The organism is Streptomyces sp. NPDC087845, from assembly GCF_044742755.1.
GTDB lineage: Bacteria > Actinomycetota > Actinomycetes > Streptomycetales > Streptomycetaceae > Streptomyces.
The window spans coordinates 62,469-84,178 of the sequence record NZ_JBIUVC010000014.1 but is presented as its reverse complement, the minus strand read 5'-3'; the positions used below and the strand labels follow the sequence as shown (position 1 = coordinate 84,178).

16 protein-coding genes are annotated in these 21,710 nt (G+C 71.2%); 4 read left to right on the top strand and 12 right to left on the bottom strand.

The features are described from left to right. Positions 1–86: 86 nt before the first annotated feature. Together pruA and ACIOMQ_RS30335 are read right to left on the bottom strand one after the other, a co-directional pair. The gene (pruA, locus tag ACIOMQ_RS30340; RefSeq protein ID WP_362203808.1) at positions 87–1,718 is read right to left on the bottom strand and encodes an L-glutamate gamma-semialdehyde dehydrogenase; all 1,632 of its coding nucleotides are present in this window, start codon (positions 1,716–1,718) and stop codon (positions 87–89) included. Positions 1,719–1,765: 47 nt separating this feature from the next. After that, complete coding sequence (locus ACIOMQ_RS30335) at positions 1,766–2,692, bottom strand: proline dehydrogenase family protein (protein WP_362203805.1); 927 nt, start codon at positions 2,690–2,692, stop codon at positions 1,766–1,768. Between the two features lie 180 nt (positions 2,693–2,872). Here ACIOMQ_RS30335 and ACIOMQ_RS30330 point away from each other — a divergent pair, with 180 nt between their 5' ends. Next, positions 2,873–4,015, top strand: coding sequence for a PucR family transcriptional regulator (locus ACIOMQ_RS30330; RefSeq protein ID WP_401260809.1), 1,143 nt, complete (start codon positions 2,873–2,875; stop codon positions 4,013–4,015). Between the two features lie 63 nt (positions 4,016–4,078). Here the strand turns inward: ACIOMQ_RS30330 and ACIOMQ_RS30325 are convergent, their stop codons facing one another. The 10 genes from ACIOMQ_RS30325 to ACIOMQ_RS30280 all read right to left on the bottom strand — a co-directional run bounded on the left by ACIOMQ_RS30325 (position 4,079) and on the right by ACIOMQ_RS30280 (position 18,597). Next, complete coding sequence (locus ACIOMQ_RS30325) at positions 4,079–4,597, bottom strand: hypothetical protein (RefSeq protein WP_362203799.1); 519 nt, start codon at positions 4,595–4,597, stop codon at positions 4,079–4,081. After that, the gene (locus ACIOMQ_RS30320) at positions 4,594–5,316 is read right to left on the bottom strand and encodes a hypothetical protein (RefSeq protein WP_362203796.1); all 723 of its coding nucleotides are present in this window, start codon (positions 5,314–5,316) and stop codon (positions 4,594–4,596) included. Before ACIOMQ_RS30320 ends, ACIOMQ_RS30325 begins: the two co-directional genes overlap by 4 nt. Before the next feature lie 72 nt (positions 5,317–5,388). Continuing rightward, the gene (locus tag ACIOMQ_RS30315; RefSeq protein WP_402191162.1) at positions 5,389–7,851 is read right to left on the bottom strand and encodes a Tox-REase-5 domain-containing protein; all 2,463 of its coding nucleotides are present in this window, start codon (positions 7,849–7,851) and stop codon (positions 5,389–5,391) included. Positions 7,852–8,033: 182 nt separating this feature from the next. Beyond that, positions 8,034–8,621 carry a TetR/AcrR family transcriptional regulator gene (locus tag ACIOMQ_RS30310; RefSeq protein ID WP_362203790.1) on the bottom strand — a complete coding sequence of 196 codons (588 nt, stop codon included), beginning with the start codon at positions 8,619–8,621 and terminating at the stop codon, positions 8,034–8,036. 76 nt (positions 8,622–8,697) lie between these two features. Further along, entirely contained in the window at positions 8,698–10,290 is a 1,593-nt protein-coding gene (serA, locus tag ACIOMQ_RS30305) for a phosphoglycerate dehydrogenase (protein ID WP_362203787.1), read from the bottom strand. A 274-nt stretch (positions 10,291–10,564) separates the two neighbouring features. Further along, entirely contained in the window at positions 10,565–11,566 is a 1,002-nt protein-coding gene (gene ilvC, locus ACIOMQ_RS30300) for a ketol-acid reductoisomerase (protein WP_362203784.1), read from the bottom strand. A 100-nt stretch (positions 11,567–11,666) separates the two neighbouring features. Further along, positions 11,667–12,194, bottom strand: coding sequence for an acetolactate synthase small subunit (ilvN, locus tag ACIOMQ_RS30295; protein ID WP_018553223.1), 528 nt, complete (start codon positions 12,192–12,194; stop codon positions 11,667–11,669). A gap of 22 nt (positions 12,195–12,216) precedes the next feature. Then, entirely contained in the window at positions 12,217–14,088 is a 1,872-nt protein-coding gene (locus ACIOMQ_RS30290) for an acetolactate synthase large subunit (RefSeq protein ID WP_362203780.1), read from the bottom strand. 228 nt (positions 14,089–14,316) lie between these two features. Continuing rightward, on the bottom strand, positions 14,317–17,160 hold the full coding sequence (locus tag ACIOMQ_RS30285; RefSeq protein WP_401260821.1) for a putative bifunctional diguanylate cyclase/phosphodiesterase: 2,844 nt from the start codon (positions 17,158–17,160) through the stop codon (positions 14,317–14,319). A 486-nt stretch (positions 17,161–17,646) separates the two neighbouring features. Beyond that, positions 17,647–18,597, bottom strand: coding sequence for a 2-hydroxyacid dehydrogenase (locus ACIOMQ_RS30280; RefSeq protein ID WP_362203774.1), 951 nt, complete (start codon positions 18,595–18,597; stop codon positions 17,647–17,649). 313 nt (positions 18,598–18,910) lie between these two features. On the opposite strand from ACIOMQ_RS30280, the gene ACIOMQ_RS30275 reads away from it, so the two are divergent. From ACIOMQ_RS30275 to ACIOMQ_RS30265, 3 genes are all read left to right on the top strand, one after another. Continuing rightward, positions 18,911–19,867 carry an aldo/keto reductase gene (locus ACIOMQ_RS30275; RefSeq protein ID WP_362204114.1) on the top strand — a complete coding sequence of 319 codons (957 nt, stop codon included), beginning with the start codon at positions 18,911–18,913 and terminating at the stop codon, positions 19,865–19,867. 213 nt (positions 19,868–20,080) lie between these two features. After that, a complete protein-coding gene (locus tag ACIOMQ_RS30270) occupies positions 20,081–21,250 on the top strand; it encodes a PQQ-dependent sugar dehydrogenase (RefSeq protein WP_362203771.1) in 1,170 nt (389 codons plus the stop codon). Positions 21,251–21,281: 31 nt separating this feature from the next. After that, entirely contained in the window at positions 21,282–21,668 is a 387-nt protein-coding gene (locus tag ACIOMQ_RS30265; RefSeq protein ID WP_362203767.1) for a DUF6191 domain-containing protein, read from the top strand. Positions 21,669–21,710 lie beyond the last annotated feature (42 nt).

The window sequence follows — 21,710 nt, the reverse complement described above, 5'->3', positions numbered from 1 at the left end:
ATGGAAACCGCCTCCCGGCCGGCAGGGGAACCGGGCGGGAGGCGGGAATCGTGGCGGGGCGCCGGGGTGTGGCGCCCCGGGGGGTGTCAGCCCTGGTGGGGGTAGGTGTAGTCGGTCGGCGGAACCAGCGTCTCCTTGATGGCCCGGGTCAGGGTCCAGCGCTGCAGGTTCTGCGGGGCGCCCGCCTTGTCGTTCGTACCCGAGGCACGGCCGCCACCGAAGGGCTGCTGGCCGACGACGGCACCGGTCGACTTGTCGTTGATGTAGAAGTTGCCCGCGGCGTACCGCAGCTTCTCCATCGTGTGTGCGGCCGCGGCACGGTCGCCCGCGATGACGGAACCGGTCAGCGCGTAGTCGGAGACCGACTCCATCTGCTCCAGCATCTCGTCGTACGTGCCGTCCTCGTAGACGTGCACGGCGAGGATCGGGCCGAAGTACTCGGTCGTGAAGACCTCGTTCGAGGGGTCGCTGCACTCGATGACGGTCGGGCGGACGAAGTAGCCCACCGAGTCGTCGTACGTGCCGCCCGCGACGATCGTGCAGGACGGGTCGGCCTTGGCGCGGTCGATCGCGGCCTTGTTCTTGGCGAACGCGCGCTCGTCGATGACGGCGCCGATGAAGTTCGACAGGTCGGTGACGTCACCCATGGTGATGGAGTCGACCTCGGCCGCGAACTTCTCCTTGAAACCGGAGTTCCAGATGGAGGCCGGGACGTACGCGCGGGAGGAGGCCGAGCACTTCTGGCCCTGGAACTCGAAGGAGCCACGGGTCAGCGCGGTCTTCAGGATGGCGTGGTCGGCCGACGGGTGGGCGACGACGAAGTCCTTGCCGCCGGTCTCGCCGACGAGCCGCGGGTAGGTGCGGTAGTTGGCGATGTTGTTGCCGACCGTCTTCCACAGGTGCTGGAAGGTGGGGGTCGAGCCGGTGAAGTGGATACCGGCCAGGTCGCGGTGGTTCAGGGCCACCTCGGAGACGGCGATGCCGTCGCCCGTCACCAGGTTGATGACGCCCTTGGGCAGACCGGCCTCTTCCAGGAGCTGCATCAGCAGCACGGCGGCGTGGGTCTGCGTCGGGGACGGCTTCCACACCACGACGTTGCCCATGAGGGCGGGGGCGGTGGGCAGGTTGCCCGCGATCGCCGTGAAGTTGAACGGCGTGATCGCGTAGACGAAGCCCTCCAGCGGGCGGTGGTCCATGCGGTTCCACACGCCCGGCGAGTTGGCCGGGGGCTGCTCGGCCAGGATCTGGCGCGCGTAGTGCACGTTGAAGCGCCAGAAGTCGACGAGCTCGCAGGGGGTGTCGATCTCGGCCTGCTGGGCGGTCTTCGACTGGCCGAGCATCGTGGACGCGGCCAGCGTCTCGCGCCAGGGGCCGGACAGGAGCTCGGCGGCGCGCAGGATGATCGCGGCGCGGTCGTCGAAGGACATCGCGCGCCAGGCCGGGGCAGCGGCCAGCGCGGCGTCGACGGCGTCCTGCGCGTCCTTCTGCGTGGCGTTGGCGAAGGTGCCGATGACGGCCTTGTGGTTGTGCGGCTGTACGACGTCGAAGCGCTCGCCGCCGCCCATCCGCTTCTCGCCACCGATGGTCATCGGAAGGTCGATCGGGTTTTCGGCGAGCTCCTTGAGCTTCACCTCCAGGCGGGCGCGCTCCGGGGAGCCCGGGGCGTAGGAGTGCACCGGCTCGTTGACCGGCGCGGGGACCTGGGTCACAGCGTCCATGAGTGCCTTGTCTCCTTGTGTCGGGGGGTGGGGGTCAGCCGGGCAGGTCAGCCCTTGGTGAGGATGGAGCGGCCGAAGAAGAGCAGGTTCGCCGGCTTCTCCGCGAGGCGGCGCATGAAGTAGCCGTACCAGTCGGTGCCGTAGGCGGTGTAGACGCGCATCCGGTGGCCCTCGGCCGCGAGCCGGAGGTGCTCGTCGCTGCGGATGCCGTACAGCATCTGGAACTCGTACTCGTCCAGCTTGCGCCCGGCCTTGCGGGCCAGCTCCTGGGCGATGGCGATCAGTCGGGGGTCGTGCGACCCGATCATCGGGTAGCCCTCGCCCTCCATCAGGGTCTTCAGGATGCGGACGTACGCCTTGTCGATCTCGGCCTTGTCCTGGTACGCGACGGAGGCGGGCTCCTTGTAGGCGCCCTTCACGATGCGGACGCGGCTGCCGGCGGCGGCCAGGCGGCGGGCGTCCTCCTCGGTGCGGAACAGGTACGCCTGGATCACACAGCCGGTCTGCGGGAAGTCCTTCCGCAGCTCCTCGTGGATGGCGAACATCGAGTCGAGGGTGGTGTGGTCCTCGGCGTCCAGCGTGACCGTGGTGCCGATCTCGGCGGCGGCCTCGACGACCGGGCGGACGTTGGCAAGTGCCAGCTCGTGGCCCCCGTCCAGCGCCTGGCCGAACATCGACAGCTTGACGGACATCTCGGCCCTGGTGCCCAGACCGAGGTCCTTGAGGCGCTCGACCAGTTCCAGGTAGGCGTCGCGGGCGGCGGCGGCCTGCTCGGGAGTGGTGATGTCCTCGCCCACCACGTCGAGGGTGACTTCGAGGCCCTTTCCGGCGGCGTCCTCGATGATCGGGACGACCTGGTCGACGGTCTCACCGGCGATGAACCGGTCGACGACCTGCTTGGTGCCAGGTGCGGCCGATATGAAGCGGCGCATCTTGTCGCTGCGGGACGCGGCGAGAATCACGGGACCCAGCACGGGGCACCTCCACGGAAAGTACGAACGAAGGCCGTACCGGCAGAGGGGGAACAAAGCGGTACAGCACGGAGAACCACCGTGAAATCTAAGGATCCCTCCGATCGTGTGCCATCGACAGCTGTCACGCATCCGCTCCCGGGATCTCAGACATATGTCTGAAAGGGGTGCGAGAATGTTCGGGTGAAGGGCGATTACCAGGAGCTGGTCGACGAGATCTCGGGGCTGCTCGGCGCCCCCGCGACGCTGGAGAACCGGGATTTCGGCCTGGTCGCCTTCGGCGCCCACGACAGCGACGACGACACGGCGATGGACCCGGTCCGCACCCGCTCGATCCTGACCAGGCGCTCCACGCCCGCCGTCCGCGCCTGGTTCGAGGGCTTCGGCATCGCCCGCGCGACCGGCCCGGTCCGCATTCCGGCCGCCCCGGAGGCCGGGGTGTTCCGGGGCCGGATCTGCCTGCCGGTACGCCATCGGGGTGTGGTGCTCGGTTACGTATGGCTGCTCGACGCGGACCCCGGGCCGACCGGCGAACAGCTGAACGCGGCGATGGAGGTGGCGGCCCGGATCGGGGGACTGCTCTCCGACGAAGCGCGGGCCGGCACGGATCTGTCCCGGGAGTTCGGTGCGGTCCTCACCGCCGGGCGGGGCTGGCAGCACGACATGGCGGTGGCCGCGCTGCACGAGGCGCTGGGCCGGGACGCGGAGGGGCTGCACACGCTGGTGTGCGTGACGCCGTGGACCGACGATCCGCCGTCGGTCGGTACGGTGTCGTCGGCGGCGGCACTGACCTCGGTGCCGGCCCCGGGGGCCGCCGGGGCCGCTTCGCTGGCCGCACTGGTCCGGCTGCGCTCCACCGATGTCCTCGACCCGGCGCTGACCGCCGCGGACCGGCTGCGTTCCGCGGCGGGCCGGGGCGCCACGGCCGGGGTCGCGGTGCCCCGCCGCGGCCTGGCGGAGCTGGCCGCGGCCTGGCACGAGGCGTCGGCCGCCGCCCGTGCGGCGTCGGCCGAGTCCCGCTTCGGTCCGGTCGCCGAGTGGTCGGCGATCGGCCCGTACCGGCTGCTGACCGCACTCCCCGCGGAAGCGGCCGCGGACCGCGCGGTGCACGCCCTGCTCACCCCGCCGCACAAGGATCTGGCCCGCACCGCCGAGGTGTTCCTCGACTGCGCGGGCCAGGCGTCCCGGACGGCCGCCGCGCTCGGCATCCACCGCCAGACGCTCTACTACCGGCTCTCCCGGGTCCAGCAGCTCACCGGCCTCGACCTGAACGACGGCGAGGACCGGCTGCTGCTGCACATGGCGCTCAAGGGCGCGCGGCTCTGACCCCGCGCCCCCGCCGTGACGGGGTTCGGGGCGAGCCGGACGCGGCCGCCGGCGGGGCGGCTTTCACCGCTCGTCCGGAGCGGTGACCGGCCGGTCGCTGACGAGGGCCGCCAGCACCAGCGGCGCGTCGCCGTCGCTGTGCCCCACACTCACGCCGACCCAGCGGCCGGTGGCGCCCACCGGGCCCCAGACGGACAGGTCGCCGAGGAGGTCCTGGTCGAACAGCGCGCCGAACAGCGGCTCGACGGGAGCACCCTCCTGCCGCCGCAGCAGCGGAAGGTGCAGTGGCACCGCACGGTGCGGGCCCCATCTGCGGTCCAGTTCCCCGGCGAGGGCGGCGAGATGGCCCTCGGCCGCCTCCTGCGCGTCGTTCCAGTCGGGGGCGTACACCCCGGTCAGCGGGTCGCCCTCCCAGAGCGGGACGACGCGGAAGCCCTCGCCGCCGGTCGCGGTCCACTCCCCCGTCTCCGGATCCCCCTCGGCCATGGTGGGCCCGGTCGCCGGTACGGGGCCCGCCAGCAGCTCCTCGACGTCCGCCAGCGCGCGGGCCGTGGTGAAGGGCTCCCCGGCACGGGAGCTCACAGAACGGCCCGGTCCATCGGCCGGGGCAGCGGATCGAGCGCGCCGGCCTCGCGGAGCCGCTCGTAGGCCGTCACCACCTCTTCGCTCGCCCCGGGGTCCGCGACGCGCAGGAGGACGCCGCCGCCGGGCAGTTCCTCACGGGCCGCCTTCAGGCTGTCCGGGACGAGGGCCGCACGGCGCGGGGAGAGGTATCCGACCCGGCCCACCACGGGGTCCCCGACGGAGAATCCGGCGTCGTCCTCCAGCGCGTCGAGCACGTCGTTGTCGCTCACATCACCGAAGTCCGGCTCCCACACCCGGGCGAGGACGGCGAGGATCCCGGCCTCCGGGACCTCGGCGCCGTCGGGCGCGTGGAGCGTCACCACGAGCGACTGGAGCAGGAACTCCGGGGCGCCCCCGGCCAGTCCGCTGATCTCGGTCTGCCAGCCGGGCCCACCCGTGTGGACCAGCCGCAGCGCCGTGCCGGTGAGGTCGGACCAGTCCTGGGCCGTCTGCGCCTCCCGCAGAGCGTCGAGCAGTGCCCCCTCGTCCGCCGCCAGGCCGGTCGCCGGGCCGGAGCCGTGGACCTGCTGCCAGGCGCCGGCTCCGGCCGCGCCGCCCGTCGGCGCCGCTTCGGGCAGCAGTTCCGTGAGCCCGTCCAGCGTCCGCTTCCAGCGTCCGGCGAGCGCTTCGGCCGGCTCCGGCCGGGGGCCCCAGAAGCCCCGCACTACACGTCGCATGCACTTTCCTCCGTCGAGCTTCGTCCGTCGGGCGTGGCGCCCGGGCGCGGCCCGGGCACCACCGCGTGCAGGCTACTCGTCGAAGGCACCCGGTTTCCTGGTGCTGTCGTTCACCTTCGGCTTGCTGTAGACGACCTTGATCGGCAGCTGCTCGTCCCGGAACGCCTGGCGGGCCGCCTTGGCCACCTCGGGGTCGGAGAAATGCCACTCCACCGCCCGGCCGCCGGACGCCTCCACCTGGGCCGTCGCCTCGGCGATGAACTTGTCCTTGCCGGACTTGGTGAGAGCGCCCTGTTCGGTCTGGGACAGATAGCTGCGGTAGCCGTTCTTGGCCTCCAGGAAGGTCTGCCTGCCCGAGTCCCAGCCGTCGTACTCCACGGCCGGCTTGCCCTCCTTGGGGTGCGGTACGACGTACTCCTGCCCCCGGTTGGTGCCGGTGACCTGCTCCTGGTACCGCAGCCAGGACTCGTTCTTCCAGTTGGGTGCGGGGTTGCGGTCGCGGCTCGCCCAGTAGCCGTCGCCCAGGTCCGCGTCGCCGAGGGTGTGGTCCTTCAGCTCCTTGGCCCAGGACGGCGGGTTGTAGTTGCGCGGGTCGGAGGTGTCGTTGCGCGTCGGCTCCGGGTACTGTTTCTTGTCCAGTTCGGCCTTGCGGGCGCGCTCCGGCTCCTCCAGACGCTTCTGCTCCAGGTGGGCCGCCCGCTCCTGGGCACGTGCCTCCGCGGCCTTGGCCTTGGCCGCCTCGTCGCACCCGCCGTCCGCGAGGACCACCCGGCCGACCGAGCCGGAGGCCAGTACCCCGGTACCGGAACCGCCGACTCCGGCAACGGTTCCGCCGCCGTGACGCACCAGGAGCGGCCCGGAAGCGATGACACAGCCGGTCCGGCGCGCCGCGTCCTCCGCCGCGTCCGCGGCGTCGTCGGCCTCCTTGGCGGCCTTGCGGACTCCGTTGAGGTCACCGAGCTCGGCGGCCTTGCGGGCGCGGCGGGCCGCGGCGCCCGCGTCCCCCGCGGCCTCCGCCACCTTCTCGGCGACCTTGCCCAGCTTGCCGAATTCGCCGACCTTGCCGACGACCTTCGCCACGTCGTAGCCGGGGATGAAGAAGGAACCGATGTTCCAGACGACGTCGGTGACGGCACGGGTCTTCTCGCCGTTGTTCCAGCGGTCGCGGACGTCGTCGCCGACGATGACGTCGTCGCCGACCTTCGCCACGGTGTTGACCGACGCCTTGCCCCAGTCCCAGACGGCGCCGAGGTAGTCGCCGTCGTTCCACTTGTCACCGGCGCCCTTGGAGTCCTGCATCCACTGGTTGCCGAGCTGCTTGCCGTAGTCCGCGATGCCGGACCACGTCTCGGGCTTGAACAGGTCGACGATCCCGGTGAGGTCGCCCCAGATCCCGTCGACCGCGACCCCCTTGACGACCTGGGTCGTGCGGTCCCAGGCGCAGCCGAAGAAGCCCCAGCCGCCGCAGTCCTCTTCTTCGGTCTTGCTGCCGCCGTCGCTGTTCCCGTTGTCGTCCTTGTCGGACGCGGGGACGTCGTAGTCGGCCTCGGGCTCCTCGCCGTTCTCGGGATAGGTGTCCACCCCGCTGCCCGGACGGCCGTCGTCGGGGCCTCCGGTGCCGCCGCTCGCGCCCGTACCGCCGGAGGGGCCCCCGGTGGCGTCGCCGCCGTTGGTGTTCCCGCCGTTGGTATTCCCACCGGCCGCGTTCCCACCGGCCGTGTTCCCGCCGGTCGCGTCACTGCCGGCCGGGCCGCCGTTCGTACCGCCCTTCGAGCCGGTACCGCCCGTGACCGTCGAGCCGGCGTCCGCGCCCGCGGCTCCTCCCCCGGCCGCTCCCCCGCTCGTGGTGCCGTCGTCCTGGCCGTGGCCCGCCTCGACCCGCCCCGGGCCGTCGCCGGACGCGGGGCACGAGTAGCCGCTCAGCGAGCAGACCGCCGACTGGAGTTGCGCGGTGATCCGGCCACCGAGGCCGCTCAGTGCCATGGCCGCGATCAGCGCGACCACGATCAGCACCAGGCCCAGGTACTCCAGGGCCGTCTGCCCCCGGTCCCGGCGCCAGGTGATCATGTGCGGAAGCGAGAACTTCGGCCGCTCACCCCGTTCGCCCGAGGGCAGCAGGAACCACGCCCGGCTCTGCGACCGGGTGAGGAACACCAGGATCAGGACCGGCAGCAGCAGCTGCGTGAAGCCGTGCGCCGACCCGTCCCCGATGTTGGCCACACCGCCGAGGACCAGCCACACCTGGACGGCGACCAGCCCCCACCAGACCCGCCTGCCACCGGTCCGCACGTGCCGCGCCAGCAGCAGGCCGAGGACTCCCGGCAGGGAGGCGTACAGCAGGATGCCGATGACTTCGGCGCCCATGGCGTCCACCGCGAGCGCCGAGCCGAAGAGGCCGAGCGCGCCCAGGACCGTCGCGCCGAACAGTACGAGGAGCAGCACCCGCACCGTGTTGAGCGGACGCGGAAGCTCTCGCCGCCGCGCACCTGCCGGCGCCGGACCCCCCGGAACCGGTATGCCACCGATAGCAGACATACGTGCCCCGACCCCCGGTGTCAGTGAGTGACATGACAGTCACTCACCCTAGGGTCGGGCCGCCGTCCGCGTCATGGGTCTCCGGGCCCAACATCAACCCCATGTGGGCCCCATGATGTGCCGTCGGCGAGGTCGGCCCACGACCTCCGCGACGCCCGCGGCCGCTAGTGCCGGTCACGGCACTAGCTCACGCGCCCGTCCAGCACCGCCTTCAGACCATCCGTCAGATCCTGTGCGGACGGGGCCGATTCGCTGTCCATCAGCCACTGCACCATCACGCCCGCGAGCAGTGCCTGGCAGAACAACCCGGCCACCCGCGCCCTCTCGGGGTCGGTCTCCGGATCGATGCCGAGCATGTTCTCGGCGAGCCCGTCGCGGCCCTCGCGCTGCGGGCCCGCGAGAGCCTTCCGCAGCTCCGGATCCTGGTCGATCCGGGAGATGACCTCCATCTGGAGCTGCCAGACGGGCCGGGTCCGCTCATAGCTGTCGATCACCCGTTCCCAGGTGTCGCGGAACTGCTCCAGCGGCGGCCGGGCCCCGCCGTCGCCGTCCGCGGCCTCGTCCGGCCGCTCGGTGAGCAGATCGCCCCACTCCTCCGTCACCTTGAGGAAGGCGAGGTTGAGCAGGGCCTCCTTGGAGCCGTAGTGGTAGCCGATGGAGGCGAGGTTCGTGCCGGAGGCGGCCACGATGTCGCGTGCCGTCGTCCGGGCGTACCCCTTCTCCAGGAGGCAGCGCTTGGCGCCTTCGAGCAGATCCTCACGATGTCCCATGAAAGCAGCGTACCCGGCATGCAGACGTTTGTGTAAGACGCACGTCTAGATGCCGGGTACGCGGGGCCTGAGGCCGTCAGTCGGTCAGGTTCACCGTACGGGCCGAGGTGGCCCCGATCTCCGAGGAGATCTCGGCGAGCACCGACGCCGGGACGTCGTCGTCGACGGTGAGGACGACCAGCGCCTCGCCGCCCGCGCCCGTCCGCGAGACCTGCATGCCCGCGATGTTCAGACCGGCCTCGCCGAGGATCCGGCCGACCGTGCCGACGACACCGGGACGGTCCTCGTAGCGCAGCACCACCATGTGGTCGGCCAGCGCCAGGTCCACGTCGTACTCGCCGACGGCCACGATCTTCTGGAGGTGCTTGGGTCCGGCCAGCGTGCCGGAGACCGAGACCTCCTCGCCACCCGAGAGGGTGCCGCGGACGGTGACCACATTGCGGTGGTCCGGCGACTCGGAGCTGGTGGTGAGGCGGACCTCGACACCACGCTCCTGCGCGAAGAGCGGGGCGTTCACATACGACACGGTCTCGTCGACGACGTCCTCGAAGACGCCCTTGAGCGCGGAGAGTTCGAGCACCTTGACGTCGTGCTGGGTGATCTCGCCGTAGACCTCGACATCGAGGCGGACAGCGACCTCGCCCGCGAGCGCGGTGAAGATCCGGCCGAGCTTCTCGGCGAGCGGCAGGCCCGGACGCACGTCCTCGGCGATCACACCGCCCTGGACGTTGACCGCGTCCGGCACGAGCTCGCCGGCGAGGGCCAGCCGGACGGACTTGGCGACCGCGATACCGGCCTTCTCCTGGGCCTCGTCGGTGGAGGCGCCCAGGTGCGGGGTGCAGACGACCTGGTCGAACTCGAACAGCGGGGAGTCCGTGCAGGGCTCCTTCGTGTAGACGTCGAGACCGGCGCCGGCGACCCGGCCCTCCTTGAGGGCGGAGGCGAGCGCGGCCTCGTCGACGATGCCGCCGCGCGCGGCGTTGACGATGCGCACGGAGGGCTTCACCTTGTGCAGCGCCTCGTCGCCGATCAGGCCGAGCGTCTCGGGGGTCTTGGGCAGGTGCACGGTGATGAAGTCGGCGACCTCCAGCAGCTCGTCCAGCGTGAGGAGCTTGACGCCCATCTGGGCCGCGCGCGCGGGCTGCACATAGGGGTCGTACGCGACGATCTTCATACCGAAGGCCGACATGCGCTGCGCGACCAGGACGCCGATGCGGCCGAGGCCGACGACGCCGAGGACCTTCTCGCTCAGCTCGACGCCGGTGTACTTGGAGCGCTTCCACTCGCCGTTCTTGAGGGCGGTGTTGGCCTGGGGGATGTTGCGCGCGGTGGCGATCAGCAGACCGCAGGCCAGCTCGGCGGCGGTCACGATGTTGGAGGTCGGCGCATTGACGACCATCACGCCGGCCTTGGTGGCGGCGGAGACGTCGACGTTGTCCAGGCCGACGCCCGCGCGGGCGACGACCTTCAGCTTCTTCGCGGCGGCGACGGCCTCGGCGTCGACCTTGGTGGCGGAGCGCACCAGAATGGCGTCGACATCGGCGATCGCGGGAAGGAGCTCGGCGCGGTCCGCGCCGTTGCAGTGCCGGATGTCGAAATCCGGACCCAGGGCGTCAACCGTGGCGGGCGACAGCTCTTCAGCGATGAGTACGACAGGTTTCGAGCTCACGTGAGTCCTCACAAGTCCAGTGCGGACGGCCGTCCCGACGGCCGCAGGCGGTGGAGGGGCTTGCCGCGTGGAAGACGCACGACACTGTGGGCCTGACGCGTGTATGTGTGGAGCAGTGTAGTCATGCGCCAGGAGGCTTTCTTCGCCCCGATGGAAGGATCACCCACATGGGGGTGGACGACTTGTACACACGTACGACGCCGCCTCTTCCAGCGGTGAAGCGGGGGGAACGCCCCGGGGGCGGGTCCGCGGACCCGCCCCCGGGGTGCCGGTACTACGCGTCCTCGTCGTTGACCCAGCTCATGAGCTTGCGCAGCTCACGGCCGGTGGTCTCCAGGAGGTGGTCGCTGTCCGCCTTCTTGTACTCGTTGTACTTGGGCAGACCGTTGTGGTACTCGGCCATCCAGTTCTTGGCGAAGGTGCCGTCCTGGATCTCCGCGAGGATCTTCTTCATCTCGGCCTTGGTGGCGTCCGTGATGATCCGCGGGCCGGTGACGTAGTCGCCCCACTCGGCGGTCTCCGAGATGGACCAGCGCATCTTCTCCAGGCCGCCCTCGTACATGAGGTCCACGATGAGCTTCAGCTCGTGCAGGCACTCGAAGTACGCGATCTCCGGCTGGTAGCCGGCCTCGGTGAGGGTCTCGAAACCGGCCTTGACCAGGGCGGCGGTGCCACCGCAGAGGACGGCCTGCTCACCGAACAGGTCGGTCTCGGTCTCCTCGGTGAAGGTCGTCTTGATGACGCCGGCGCGGGTGCCGCCGATGCCCTTCGCGTACGACAGGGCGAGCGCCAGGCCGTTGCCCGAGGCGTCCTGCTCGACGGCCACGATGCACGGAACGCCGCGGCCCTCCTCGTACTGGCGGCGGACCAGGTGGCCCGGGCCCTTCGGGGCGACCATGCAGACGTCGACGCCGGCCGGCGGCTTGATGAAGCCGAAGCGGATGTTCAGGCCGTGGCCGAAGAACAGCGCGTCGCCGTCCTTGAGGTTGTCTTTGATGGACTCCTCGTAGACCTGGGCCTGGATCGGGTCCGGGACCAGGATCATGATGACGTCGGCCTCGGCGGCGGCCTCGGACGGGGTCACCACGCGCAGGCCCTGCTCCTCGGCCTTGGCCTTGGACTTGGAGCCCTCGTGCAGACCGACACGGACGTCGACACCCGAGTCGCGCAGCGACAGCGCGTGGGCGTGGCCCTGGCTGCCGTAGCCGATGACCGCGACCTTGCGGCCCTGGATGATGGACAGGTCGGCATCGTCGTCGTAGAACAGCTCGGCCACTGGGTCTCTCCTTGGTGTGCAGGTGTTGCGTCCCACCGTACGGCGGGGTGCGTCAGATACGTTTTCGGGTCTCGCCATACGAGCGGCGAGGCGGCGGTGCCTAGGCGGTACGGTCGAGGGCGCGCAGCGAACGGTCGGTGATCGAGCGCGCGCCGCGCCCTATGGCGATCGTGCCGGACTGGACCAGCTCCTTGATGCCGTACTGCTCCAGCATCTTGAGCATGGCCTCCAGCTTGTCGGCGCCGCCGGTCGCCTCGATCGTGACGGCCTCCGGGGAGACGTCCACGGTCTTGGCGCGGAACAGCTGGACGATCTCGACGATCTGGGAGCGGGTCTCGTTGTCGGCGCGGACCTTCACCAGGACGAGCTCGCGCTGGATCGCAGCGGACGGCTCGAGTTCGACGATCTTCAGGACGTTCACCAGCTTGTTGAGCTGCTTGGTCACCTGCTCCAGCGGCAGGTCCTCGACATTGACGACGATGGTGATGCGCGAGATGTCGGGGTGTTCGGTGGTACCGACCGCGAGCGAGTCGATGTTGAAGCCGCGGCGGGAGAACAGTGCGGTGATCCGGGCGAGGACACCGGGCTTGTTCTCGACCAGGACGGAGAGCGTGTGCTTGGTGGACATGGAGTCGGTCTCTCTCTGTCTCTCAGTCGTCTTCGTTGTCGCCGAAGTCGGGGCGGACCCCGCGGGCGGCCATGACCTCGTCGTTGGAGGTGCCGGCGGCGACCATCGGCCACACCATGGCGTCCTCGTGGACGATGAAGTCGATCACGACGGGGCGGTCGTTGACGGAGTTGGCCTCTTCGATGACCTTGTCCAGATCGGCCGGGTCCTCGCAGCGGATCGCGTAGCAGCCCATGGCCTCGGACAGCTTGACGAAGTCCGGGACGCGGGTGCCCTTCGCCGGGACGCCCTCGGTGTCCGCACCGGAGTGCAGCACGGTGTTGGAGTACCGCTGGTTGTAGAACAGGGTCTGCCACTGGCGGACCATCCCGAGTGCGCCGTTGTTGATGATGGCGACCTTGATCGGGATGTTGTTGAGCGCGCAGGTGGTGAGTTCCTGATTCGTCATCTGGAAGCAGCCGTCGCCGTCGATCGCCCAGACCGTACGGTCCGGCATGCCGGCCTTGGCGCCCATCGCGGCCGGGACGGCGTACCCCATCGTTCCGGCGCCGCCGGAGTTCAGCCAGGTGGCGGGCTGCTCGTACTGGATGAAGTGCGAGGCCCACATCTGGTGCTGGCCGACGCCCGCCGCGAAGATCGTGCCCTCGGGGGCGAGCTTGCCGATGCGCTGGATGACCTGCTGCGGCGAGAGGCTGCCGTCCTCCGGCAGGTCGTAGCCGAGGGGGTAGGTCTCGCGCCAGCGGTTGAGATCCTTCCACCAGGCTGAGTAGCGTGTCCGGGCGGCCTCGCCGACGTGCCCCTCGGTGTGCTCGGCCTGGACGGCCTGGACCAGATCGGCCAGGACCTCGCGGGCGTCGCCCACGATCGGCACGTCCGCCTCGCGGTTCTTGCCGATCTCGGCCGGGTCGATGTCGGCGTGGACGATCTTGGCGTACGGGGCGAAGCTGTCCAGCTTGCCGGTGACACGGTCGTCGAAACGGGCTCCGAGGGCGACGATCAGGTCGGCCTTCTGCAGCGCGGTGACGGCGGTGACCGCACCGTGCATGCCCGGCATTCCGACGTGCAGCGGGTGGCTGTCGGGGAATGCGCCGAGCGCCATCAGTGTGGTGGTGACGGGCGCTCCGGTGAGCTCTGCGAGGACCTTCAGTTCGGCGGTGGCCCCCGCCTTGATGACGCCGCCGCCGACGTACAGCACCGGGCGCCTGGCCTGGGTGATCAGCCTGGCGGCTTCGCGGATCTGCTTGGCGTGCGGCTTGGTGACCGGGCGGTAGCCGGGCAGGTCCAGGACGGGCGGCCAGCTGAACGTGGTCTGCGCCTGGAGGGCGTCCTTGGCGATGTCGACGAGGACGGGCCCCGGACGGCCGGTGGAGGCGATGTGGAAGGCCTCGGCGATCGTGTGCGGGATGTCCTCGGCCTTGGTGACCAGGAAGTTGTGCTTGGTGACCGGCATGGTGATGCCGCAGATGTCGGCTTCCTGGAAGGCGTCCGTTCCGATCGCCTTGGAGGCGACCTGGCCGGTGATCGCGACGAGCGGGACGGAGTCCATGTGGGCGTCGGCGATCGGCGTCACCAGGTTGGTGGCGCCGGGGCCCGACGTGGCCATGCAGACGCCGACCTTGCCGGTGGCCTGCGCGTACCCGGTGGCGGCGTGTCCGGCGCCCTGCTCGTGGCGGACCAGCACATGGCGGACGCGGCTGGAGTCCATCATCGGGTCGTACGCCGGCAGGATGGCGCCGCCGGGAATGCCGAATACCGTGTCGGCCCCCACCTCCTCGAGAGACCGGATGAGTGACTGCGCGCCCGTGACGTGCTCAACGGTGGCGGCGGGTGATCCGCCGTTACGGGCCCGCGGCTGGGGATGGTGGGCCCCGGTGGCCTGCTCGGTCATCGGCATTCTCTTCTCGAAGCTGAGGGTTTTTGCGGGTTTCTTGCGGGTGCTTTGCGACGTTTTGCCTGGTGCCGGTGCAACAAAAAACCCCTCGTGCCGTGAGGCAAGCGAGGGGAGCGCGTCGGTGTGGTCTGCAGGGCCTCAACGAGGGACTCTGCTTCAGCCGACGCGCTTTCCAAGTACGAGAATTCGGGTGCGCATGGCAATGACCCTCTCTCCGACGCACACAAGGTGTCAAGTGGGTGGGACGGGAGTCTCAGCATGTGAGCCGCTGAGGAGTGGGATCGAGCCGCCTGCCAGGACCGGCTGGGCGGTGGTGCTGCCGGGCACCGGAAACTCGCCGCGGGCCAGGGCGCGGCGCAGCCGGTACTCGTCGAGCGGCCCGGAGAAGGCCATCCCCTGGCCGTGCGTACAGCCCATGGCGCGCAGCGCGAGGACCTGCTCCGGTACGTCGACCCCGTCGGCGACGGACTGCATGCCGAGGTCGCAGGCGATGCGCAGGAGGCCGCTGGTGATCTTGTGCAGCCGGGCGGATTCCACGACTCCCTCGACAAGGCCGCGGTCCAGTTTCAGTACGTCGATGGGGAGCCGGCGCAGGGCGTTGATCGCGGCGTAGCCACTGCCGAAGCCGTCGAGCGCGATACGGACGCCGAGGCGGCGCAGCGCGACGAGACGCTGTTCGAGTTCGTCGAAGGAGATGCGGGGGTCGCTGTCGGAGACCTCGATCATCAGGGCGCCGGAGGGCAGGCTGTGGCGGGTGAGCAGCGCCTCGACGGAGCCGAACGGCATGCCCTTGTCGAGGAGCCTGCGGGCGGGGAGCCGCACGGTGACGGAGACCGGGTGCCCGGCCCTGGACCGGTCGGCGGCCTGCTCGACGGCCTTTTCGAGGAGCCAGCGGCCGAGCTCGGCGGTGCGGTCGCTGTCGTCGGCGACGCGGAGGAATTCGGCCGGGGTGAACAGGATGCCCTGGGCGGAGCGCCAGCGGGCCTGGGCGGCGACGGAGGCGACGGTCCCGCTGGCGAGGTGCACGACGGGCTGGTGGAGCAGGGCGAACTCGCCGTCGCGCAGCGCGGTGCGCAGCCGGGCCGCCAGCTCGGAGCGGCGTACGACCTCGGCCTGCATCTGCGGGGCGTACAGCTCGACCCGGTCCTTGCCGCCCGCCTTGGCGCGGTACATGGCGAGGTCGGCGTTGCGCATGAGGTCGCTGGGGCTGATGCCGGGCTCGGCGAAGGCGACCCCGATGGACGCGGCGACCCGGACCTCGCCGACGCTGACGCCGACGCGGTAGGGCTGGGAGAGGGTGAGGCGCAGCCGGTCGGCGATCTCGTGGACCTGACATTCCCGGGCGGACTGCTCGCGGGTGCCGTCGCCGAGGATGATGGCCGCGAATTCGTCGCCGCCGAGGCGGGCGGCGGTGTCTCCGGCCCGTACGGATTCGTGGAGGCGGCGGGCGGCCTGGATGAGGAGCTCGTCGCCCGCCTGGTGGCCGAGGCGGTCGTTGACCGCCTTGAAGCCGTCGAGGTCGATGAAGAGCACGGCGGTGCCGGGGTCGCCGGAGCGGCGGCCGCCGAGGGCCTGGCGGACCCGTTCGGTGAACAGCGCCCGGTTGGGCAGGTCGGTGAGCGGGTCGTGCTCGGCGTTGTGCTGCAACTGCGCCTGCAGCCGCACCCGCTCGGTCACATCGCGGCTGTTGAGGATCAGCCCGCCCTGGTGGCGGTTGACCGTGGATTCGACGTTGAGCCAGTCGCCCGTACCGGACCGGAACCGGCACTCGATCCGGGTGGTGGGTTCCTCGGCCGGCGGGGCGGCCAGGAACCGGCGCACCTCGTGGACCACCCGCCCCAGGTCGTCGGGGTGGATGATCGAGGAGAGCTCGGCGCCGACGAGGTCTTCGGCGTCGCGCCCGTACACGCCTGCGGCGGCGGGGCTGACGTAGCGCAGGACACCCGTGGGGGCGGCGATCATGATGACGTCGCTGGAGCCCTGCACCAGGGAGCGGAAGTGGTTCTCCTTCTGCGCCAGCTCCTGGGTGAGGGCGATGTTGTCGACGAGCATGATGCCCTGGCGGACGACCAGGGCGAGCACCACCGTGCAGCCGGTGAAGACCACCACGCGGTCCACTCGGCGGCCTTCGATGACGTTGTAGAGGATGCCGAGCGTGCAGACGGCGCCGGCGAGGTACGGCGTCAGTGCCGCCAGCGATCCCGCGATGGGCCGACTGGTCGGCCGCGGCGCGTCCCGAGGCGGTAGGGGGTGGTCCGGTGCGCTGCTCGCGCCCCAGGGCGCGTACGCGAGAAGCAGGGAACCGGCGAACCAGCCCGCGTCCAGCAACTGGCCGGAGTGGTAGGTCTGGCGGAGCAGTGGGGAGGTGAACAGGGCGTCGGACAGGACCGTCAGGGCGAGGGCCGCGATGGCGGTGTTCACCGCGGAGCGGTTGACGTTGGCCCGCCGGAAGTGCAGGGCCAGCACCATGGAGACCAGCACGATGTCGAGCAGCGGGTAGGCGAGCGAGAGCGCCGCGCGGGCCACGCTCGCCCCCTCGGCGTCCACGAGGTGCGCGGTGTGGGCGAGGGCGAGGCTCCAGGAGAGCGTGAGGAGCGATCCGCCGATCAGCCAGGAGTCCAGCGCGAGACAGACCCAGCCGGCCCGCGTGACGGGGCGTTTGGCGAGGACGAGCAGCCCGACGATGGCGGGCGGTGCGAAGCAGAGGTAGAAGGCGTCGGCAAGGGAGGGGCTGGGCACCTGGACCCCCAGCAGGACCTCGTACCAGCCCCAGACGGCGTTGCCCCCGGCGGCCATGAGCGAGGAGAGCGAGAACAGCAGCCAGGCGGGCCGGCACCGGTCACCGCGGGCCCGCGCGTAGAGGAAGCAGGAGACGGCCGCGACCGTCGCGGCGGCGCTGAGGCCGAAATCCCCCATGAACAGCGCAAGTTCCGTCGAACCCCAGCCGAGGGCGGCCCCGACCGCGTAACCGCCGCAGACGAGGCCGAGCAGGACCTGCGACACCAGCGAGGAGGTGCCACCGACGGTCGACCGCCGGGAGAGGAGCGCGCCGAGGGCGCCGGCCGGCGCGCTCACCGTGGCGCACCCGGCGCCGGGTGGGCCCGCACCCGGCGCCCCGCCGGTGCCCGGTCCGGGCTTCCCGCCGCCGCGATGTCCGGCGCGCGCTCCCCCGAGCTCTCGGCTCCGCCGGGACAGGACAGACCTTCCTGCCGTGCGGCCGGGCCCGTCCGCGTACGTCCGGTGCGAGGAGGCCCCTCCGTCTCGCGGTCGCACGCATCGCAGTGCGCGACACCCGCCCCGCGGGCGGGGGACGGGAAGACCCGAGCGGGCCCGATTCGCCGTCGACTGCCCCGCGGTGTCGGATCGTTCGCCCATCGGCCGTGCATCACCCGTCGCCCCCTCGCGTGTTGCGTCCTCCCCGGCGCCGTCCCTTCCTCCGGCGCAGCGCCCCTTTCGGGACGATACACCAGACCAGTCACGGAGGGACATAGGTTATCTACTCTCAGTGACGATCAAGGGGATTGCCGGTACGGTGCGCATCCGAACGGCCCCGTAGCGTGGTCAGCCGGTGGTGCGTACGACGTTGCGCACCGGCTCCCCCGCGGCGAACCGGCTCAGCTGCCCGGCCACCAGACGCTTGGCGCGCGGCAGGAACGCCGAGGTGCTGCCGCCCACATGAGGAGTGATCAGGACGTTCGGAGCATGCCAGAGGGGATGGCCGGCGGGCAGCGGTTCCGGGTCGGTGACATCGAGAGCGGCGCGCAGCCGGCCGGACTCGAGTGCGAGCAGCAGCGACTCGGTGTCGACGACGCCGCCCCGTGCGACGTTCACGAGCAGCGCTCCGTCCGGCATCGCGGCGAGGAACTCCGCGCCCACCAGCCCTTGTGTGGACGGGTTCAGCGGGGTGGACAGGACGACGACGTCGGCCTCGGGCAGGAGTGCGGGCAGGTCGTCGAGTGTGTGTACGGGGCCGCGTGCCGTTGTCCGCGCAGAGCGCGCGACGCGTGCCACTCGCGCGCACTCGAAGGGCGCGAGCCGGTCCTCGATGGCGGCACCGATCGATCCGTACCCCACGATCAGCACGGACTTGTCGGCGAGCGCGGGGTAGAAACCGGACCGCCACTCCTCCTTGTCCTGGCCGTGCACGAACCCGGGGAAACCGCGCAGCGAGGCAAGGATCAGGGCGAGGGCGAGCTCCGCGGTCGAGGCTTCGTGGACCCCCTTGGCGTTGCACAGCCGCACCCCGTCCGGCAACAGGCCGAGGCCCGGCTCGACATGATCGATGCCCGCGGTGAGCGTCTGCACGACCTGGACCCGCGCCATGCCGGCGAGCGGGCGGACCACGACCTCGGAACTCTTCATGTAGGGCACGGCATAGAAGGCGCAGTCGGCCGGGTCGGCGGGGTAGTCCGGCCCCCCGTCCCAGAAGCGGTAGGCGAAACCCTCGGGAAGTCCTTCGATCTCGTCGGCGGGAATCGGCAGCCATACGTCGGGGGTCTTTGTCGAAGTCATGGTCAGGAGGCTAATCGCCGGGAGGCTGCGCGCGGGACGGCGGTCGGCAGAGGTTACTTTGGGGTGCGTTGCGGTCCCGCGGCGGGGGCTGGGTCCCGTCGTCGACTGCCGTCGCCGCCCGCCGGGCGGCCGTGCGGCGTCCGGCGTGTGCGATCGCAAGGCGCCGAAGAGGTGCAGCGGAGCTACTTGGGTTTTTCGGCATCGCCGCGAGCGTGCGTGCCGGACGCCGCACGGCAGACGGCGGTTCGGCGGCGGGGCCCAGGAAGGGTTGGGGGAGTTGGAGCGCAGGAGTCTCGGTGCGGCGGCGCTCGCCGTGGGGGCGGTCGGTCTCGGCTGCATGCCGATGAGCTGGGCGTACAGCGCGTCGCAGCAACGCGGTGACCGTGCGTTGCGTGCGGTGCACGCCGCGCTCGACGCGGGCGTCCAACTGCTCGACACGGCCGACATGTACGGCCCCTTCACCAATGAGCTGCTGGTGGGCCGGGCGCTGAAGGGCCGCCGGTCCGAGGCCTTCCTCTCCACCAAGTGCGGGCTGCTGGTGGGTGATCAGCACATCGTCGCCAATGGCCGCCCCGGTTATGTACGGCGGGCCTGTGACGCCTCGCTCCGGCGGCTCCAGACCGATGTGATCGATCTGTACCAGCTGCACCGGGCCGATCCCGAAGTGCCGGTCGAGGAGACCTGGGGCGCGATGGCGGAGCTGGTGACCGCGGGAAAGGTGCGGGCGCTCGGGCTCTGTGCGGTCGGGGCGCGGGCCTCGCGCCGCCGGGGTGCCCGTAGGTATGACGAAACGATCCGTCAGCTGGATCGGGTGCAGCAGGTCTTCCCGGTGAGCGCGGTGCAGGCCGAACTCTCGGTCTGGTCGCCGGAGGCGCTGGAGTCGCTGCTCCCGTGGTGCTCGGCGCGGGGGGTGGGCCTGCTGGCGGCGATGCCCCTGGGGAACGGCTATCTGACGGGCACGCTGACGCCGGGGCAGGGCTTCGAGCCGGAAGACCTGCGGGCCCGGCATCCGCGGTTCACGGCCGAGATGATGGCGGCGAACCAGCCCGTGGTGGCCGGGTTGCGGCGGATCGCCGAGCGGCACGGGGCGACCACGGCGCAGGTGGCGTTGGCCTGGGTGCTGCGGCAGGGACCGCATGTGGTGCCGGTACCGGGAACCAAGCGGGAGCGGTGGGCGGTGGAGAACGCGGGAGCGGCCGGGCTGGCCCTGACCGCGCAGGATCTGCTGGAGATCGCCCGGCTCCCCGCGGCGCGGGGGTCATGGGACTGATTCCCGGTCACGTCCCGCCTTCGTGGCCAGCGAGCGGGGAAACCGGCGGGTGCGGGCACCCCGGGGCGGTCGCGCGGTGTAAGAGACAGTAGTCGGATGGCCGTCGAAGGGATCGGTGCTGTGCGCGGTGTTCTGTTCGGATCTGCACGAGGCTCTGCGGTGCATCGGGAGCGTCGGGGGCGGCGCCGGCGCGGCGAGGTGCGCCGGGGAACGGTGGCCGCGCTGGCGGCGGGCGCGCTCCTGCTGACCGCGGGCTGTTCCCCGGGGGACGGTTCCGGCAGCGCGGCGGGCGTCGGCGACCTGCCGCCGTCCCGCCCCTCCTCCGCCGCCTCGGGCCCGGCGCCCTCCCCGTCCCCGTCGGTCGCCCCGCCGCCCGCGAAGGGCTCGGTCGAGGTGGTCTCCACGCTCACCGAGGGTCTCGACTCGCCGTGGGGGCTGGCGGAGCTGCCCGGCGGCGACCTGCTGGTCTCCTCGCGCGACAAGGGCACGATCACGAGGATCGACGGGAAGAGCGGGAAGAAGACCCTGCTGGGCGCCGTGCCCGGGGTGTCGCCCGGCGGGGAGGGCGGGCTGCTGGGCATCGCGGTCTCCCCCGCGTACGGCTCGGACCATCTGGTGTACGCGTATTTCACGACCGCGTCCGACAATCGCATCGCGCGCATGCAGTACGACGAGAACGGCACGACGCCCGGCCGGCTGCTGGGCGCGCCGGACACGATTCTGCGGGGCATCCCGAAGGGCTCGGTCCACAACGGCGGACGGATCGCCTTCGGCCCGGACCACATGCTGTACGCGGGCACCGGGGATACGGGGGACGACGGGCTCGCGCAGGACAAGAAGTCCCTGGCCGGAAAGATCCTGCGGATGACCCCGGACGGCCGGCCGCTGCACGGCAACCCGGAGGCCGACTCCGTCGTGTACTCGTACGGGCACCGCAATGTGCAGGGGCTGGCCTGGGACGGGCAGAAGCAGCTGTGGGCATCCGAATTCGGGCAGGACACCTGGGACGAACTGAACCGGATCGTGCCGGGTGGGAATTACGGCTGGCCCGCGGCCGAGGGCAAGGCGGGAAAGAAGGGCTTCATCGATCCCGTGGCACAGTGGAAGACGTCCGAGGCGTCCCCGAGCGGGATCGCCTTCGCCAGGGGTTCGATCTGGATGGCCGGCCTGCGCGGAAAGCGGCTCTGGCGGATTCCGCTGTCCGGCAGGGCGGACGGGGAACCGGTGGCGGCCCCTCAGGCGTTCCTGGAAGGAAAGTACGGCCGTCTGCGTACCGTGCTCGCCGCGGGCGGCGACAGGCTCTGGCTCGTCACGAGCAATACGGACACCCGTGGCACCCCGAAGCCGGGAGACGACAGGATCCTGGCGTTGCAGGTGCGGTAGCGGCTACGGCAGGTGAAAGGGCGTACGGCCGGTGTTCAACTTCTTCGAGGAACTCTTCGCGCCGGGCCGCAAGCATGCCGCCGAGGAGCAGAAGCGGCTGGAGCTGTCCCGGGTGGATCTCGGCATCGGCGACCCGGGGCGCGGACCGATAGACCTGGCCTCCGGAAAGGTGACCGTCAGGGCGCCCGGTGCCGATGCCGGAGGCGGCGACGGTGCTGACAGCGGCAGCTCCGCCGGCGGTCGGGCGGCGGATCGTGGCGCGATACCCGGCCGGGGCGGGGTCGCCGACGCCCCCGGAATCGCCGAAACCCCCGGGGAGGCGTCCGGGCCGGGTCCGCAGGCCGGACCGCAGACCGGACCGGAGGGCGTACCGGAGAACGGACCGCAGGCCGGTCGGGAGGACGGGCCGCGGAACTGACCGCAGGACCGACCGCGTGCCCGACCGGGCCGGGGGCCTTGA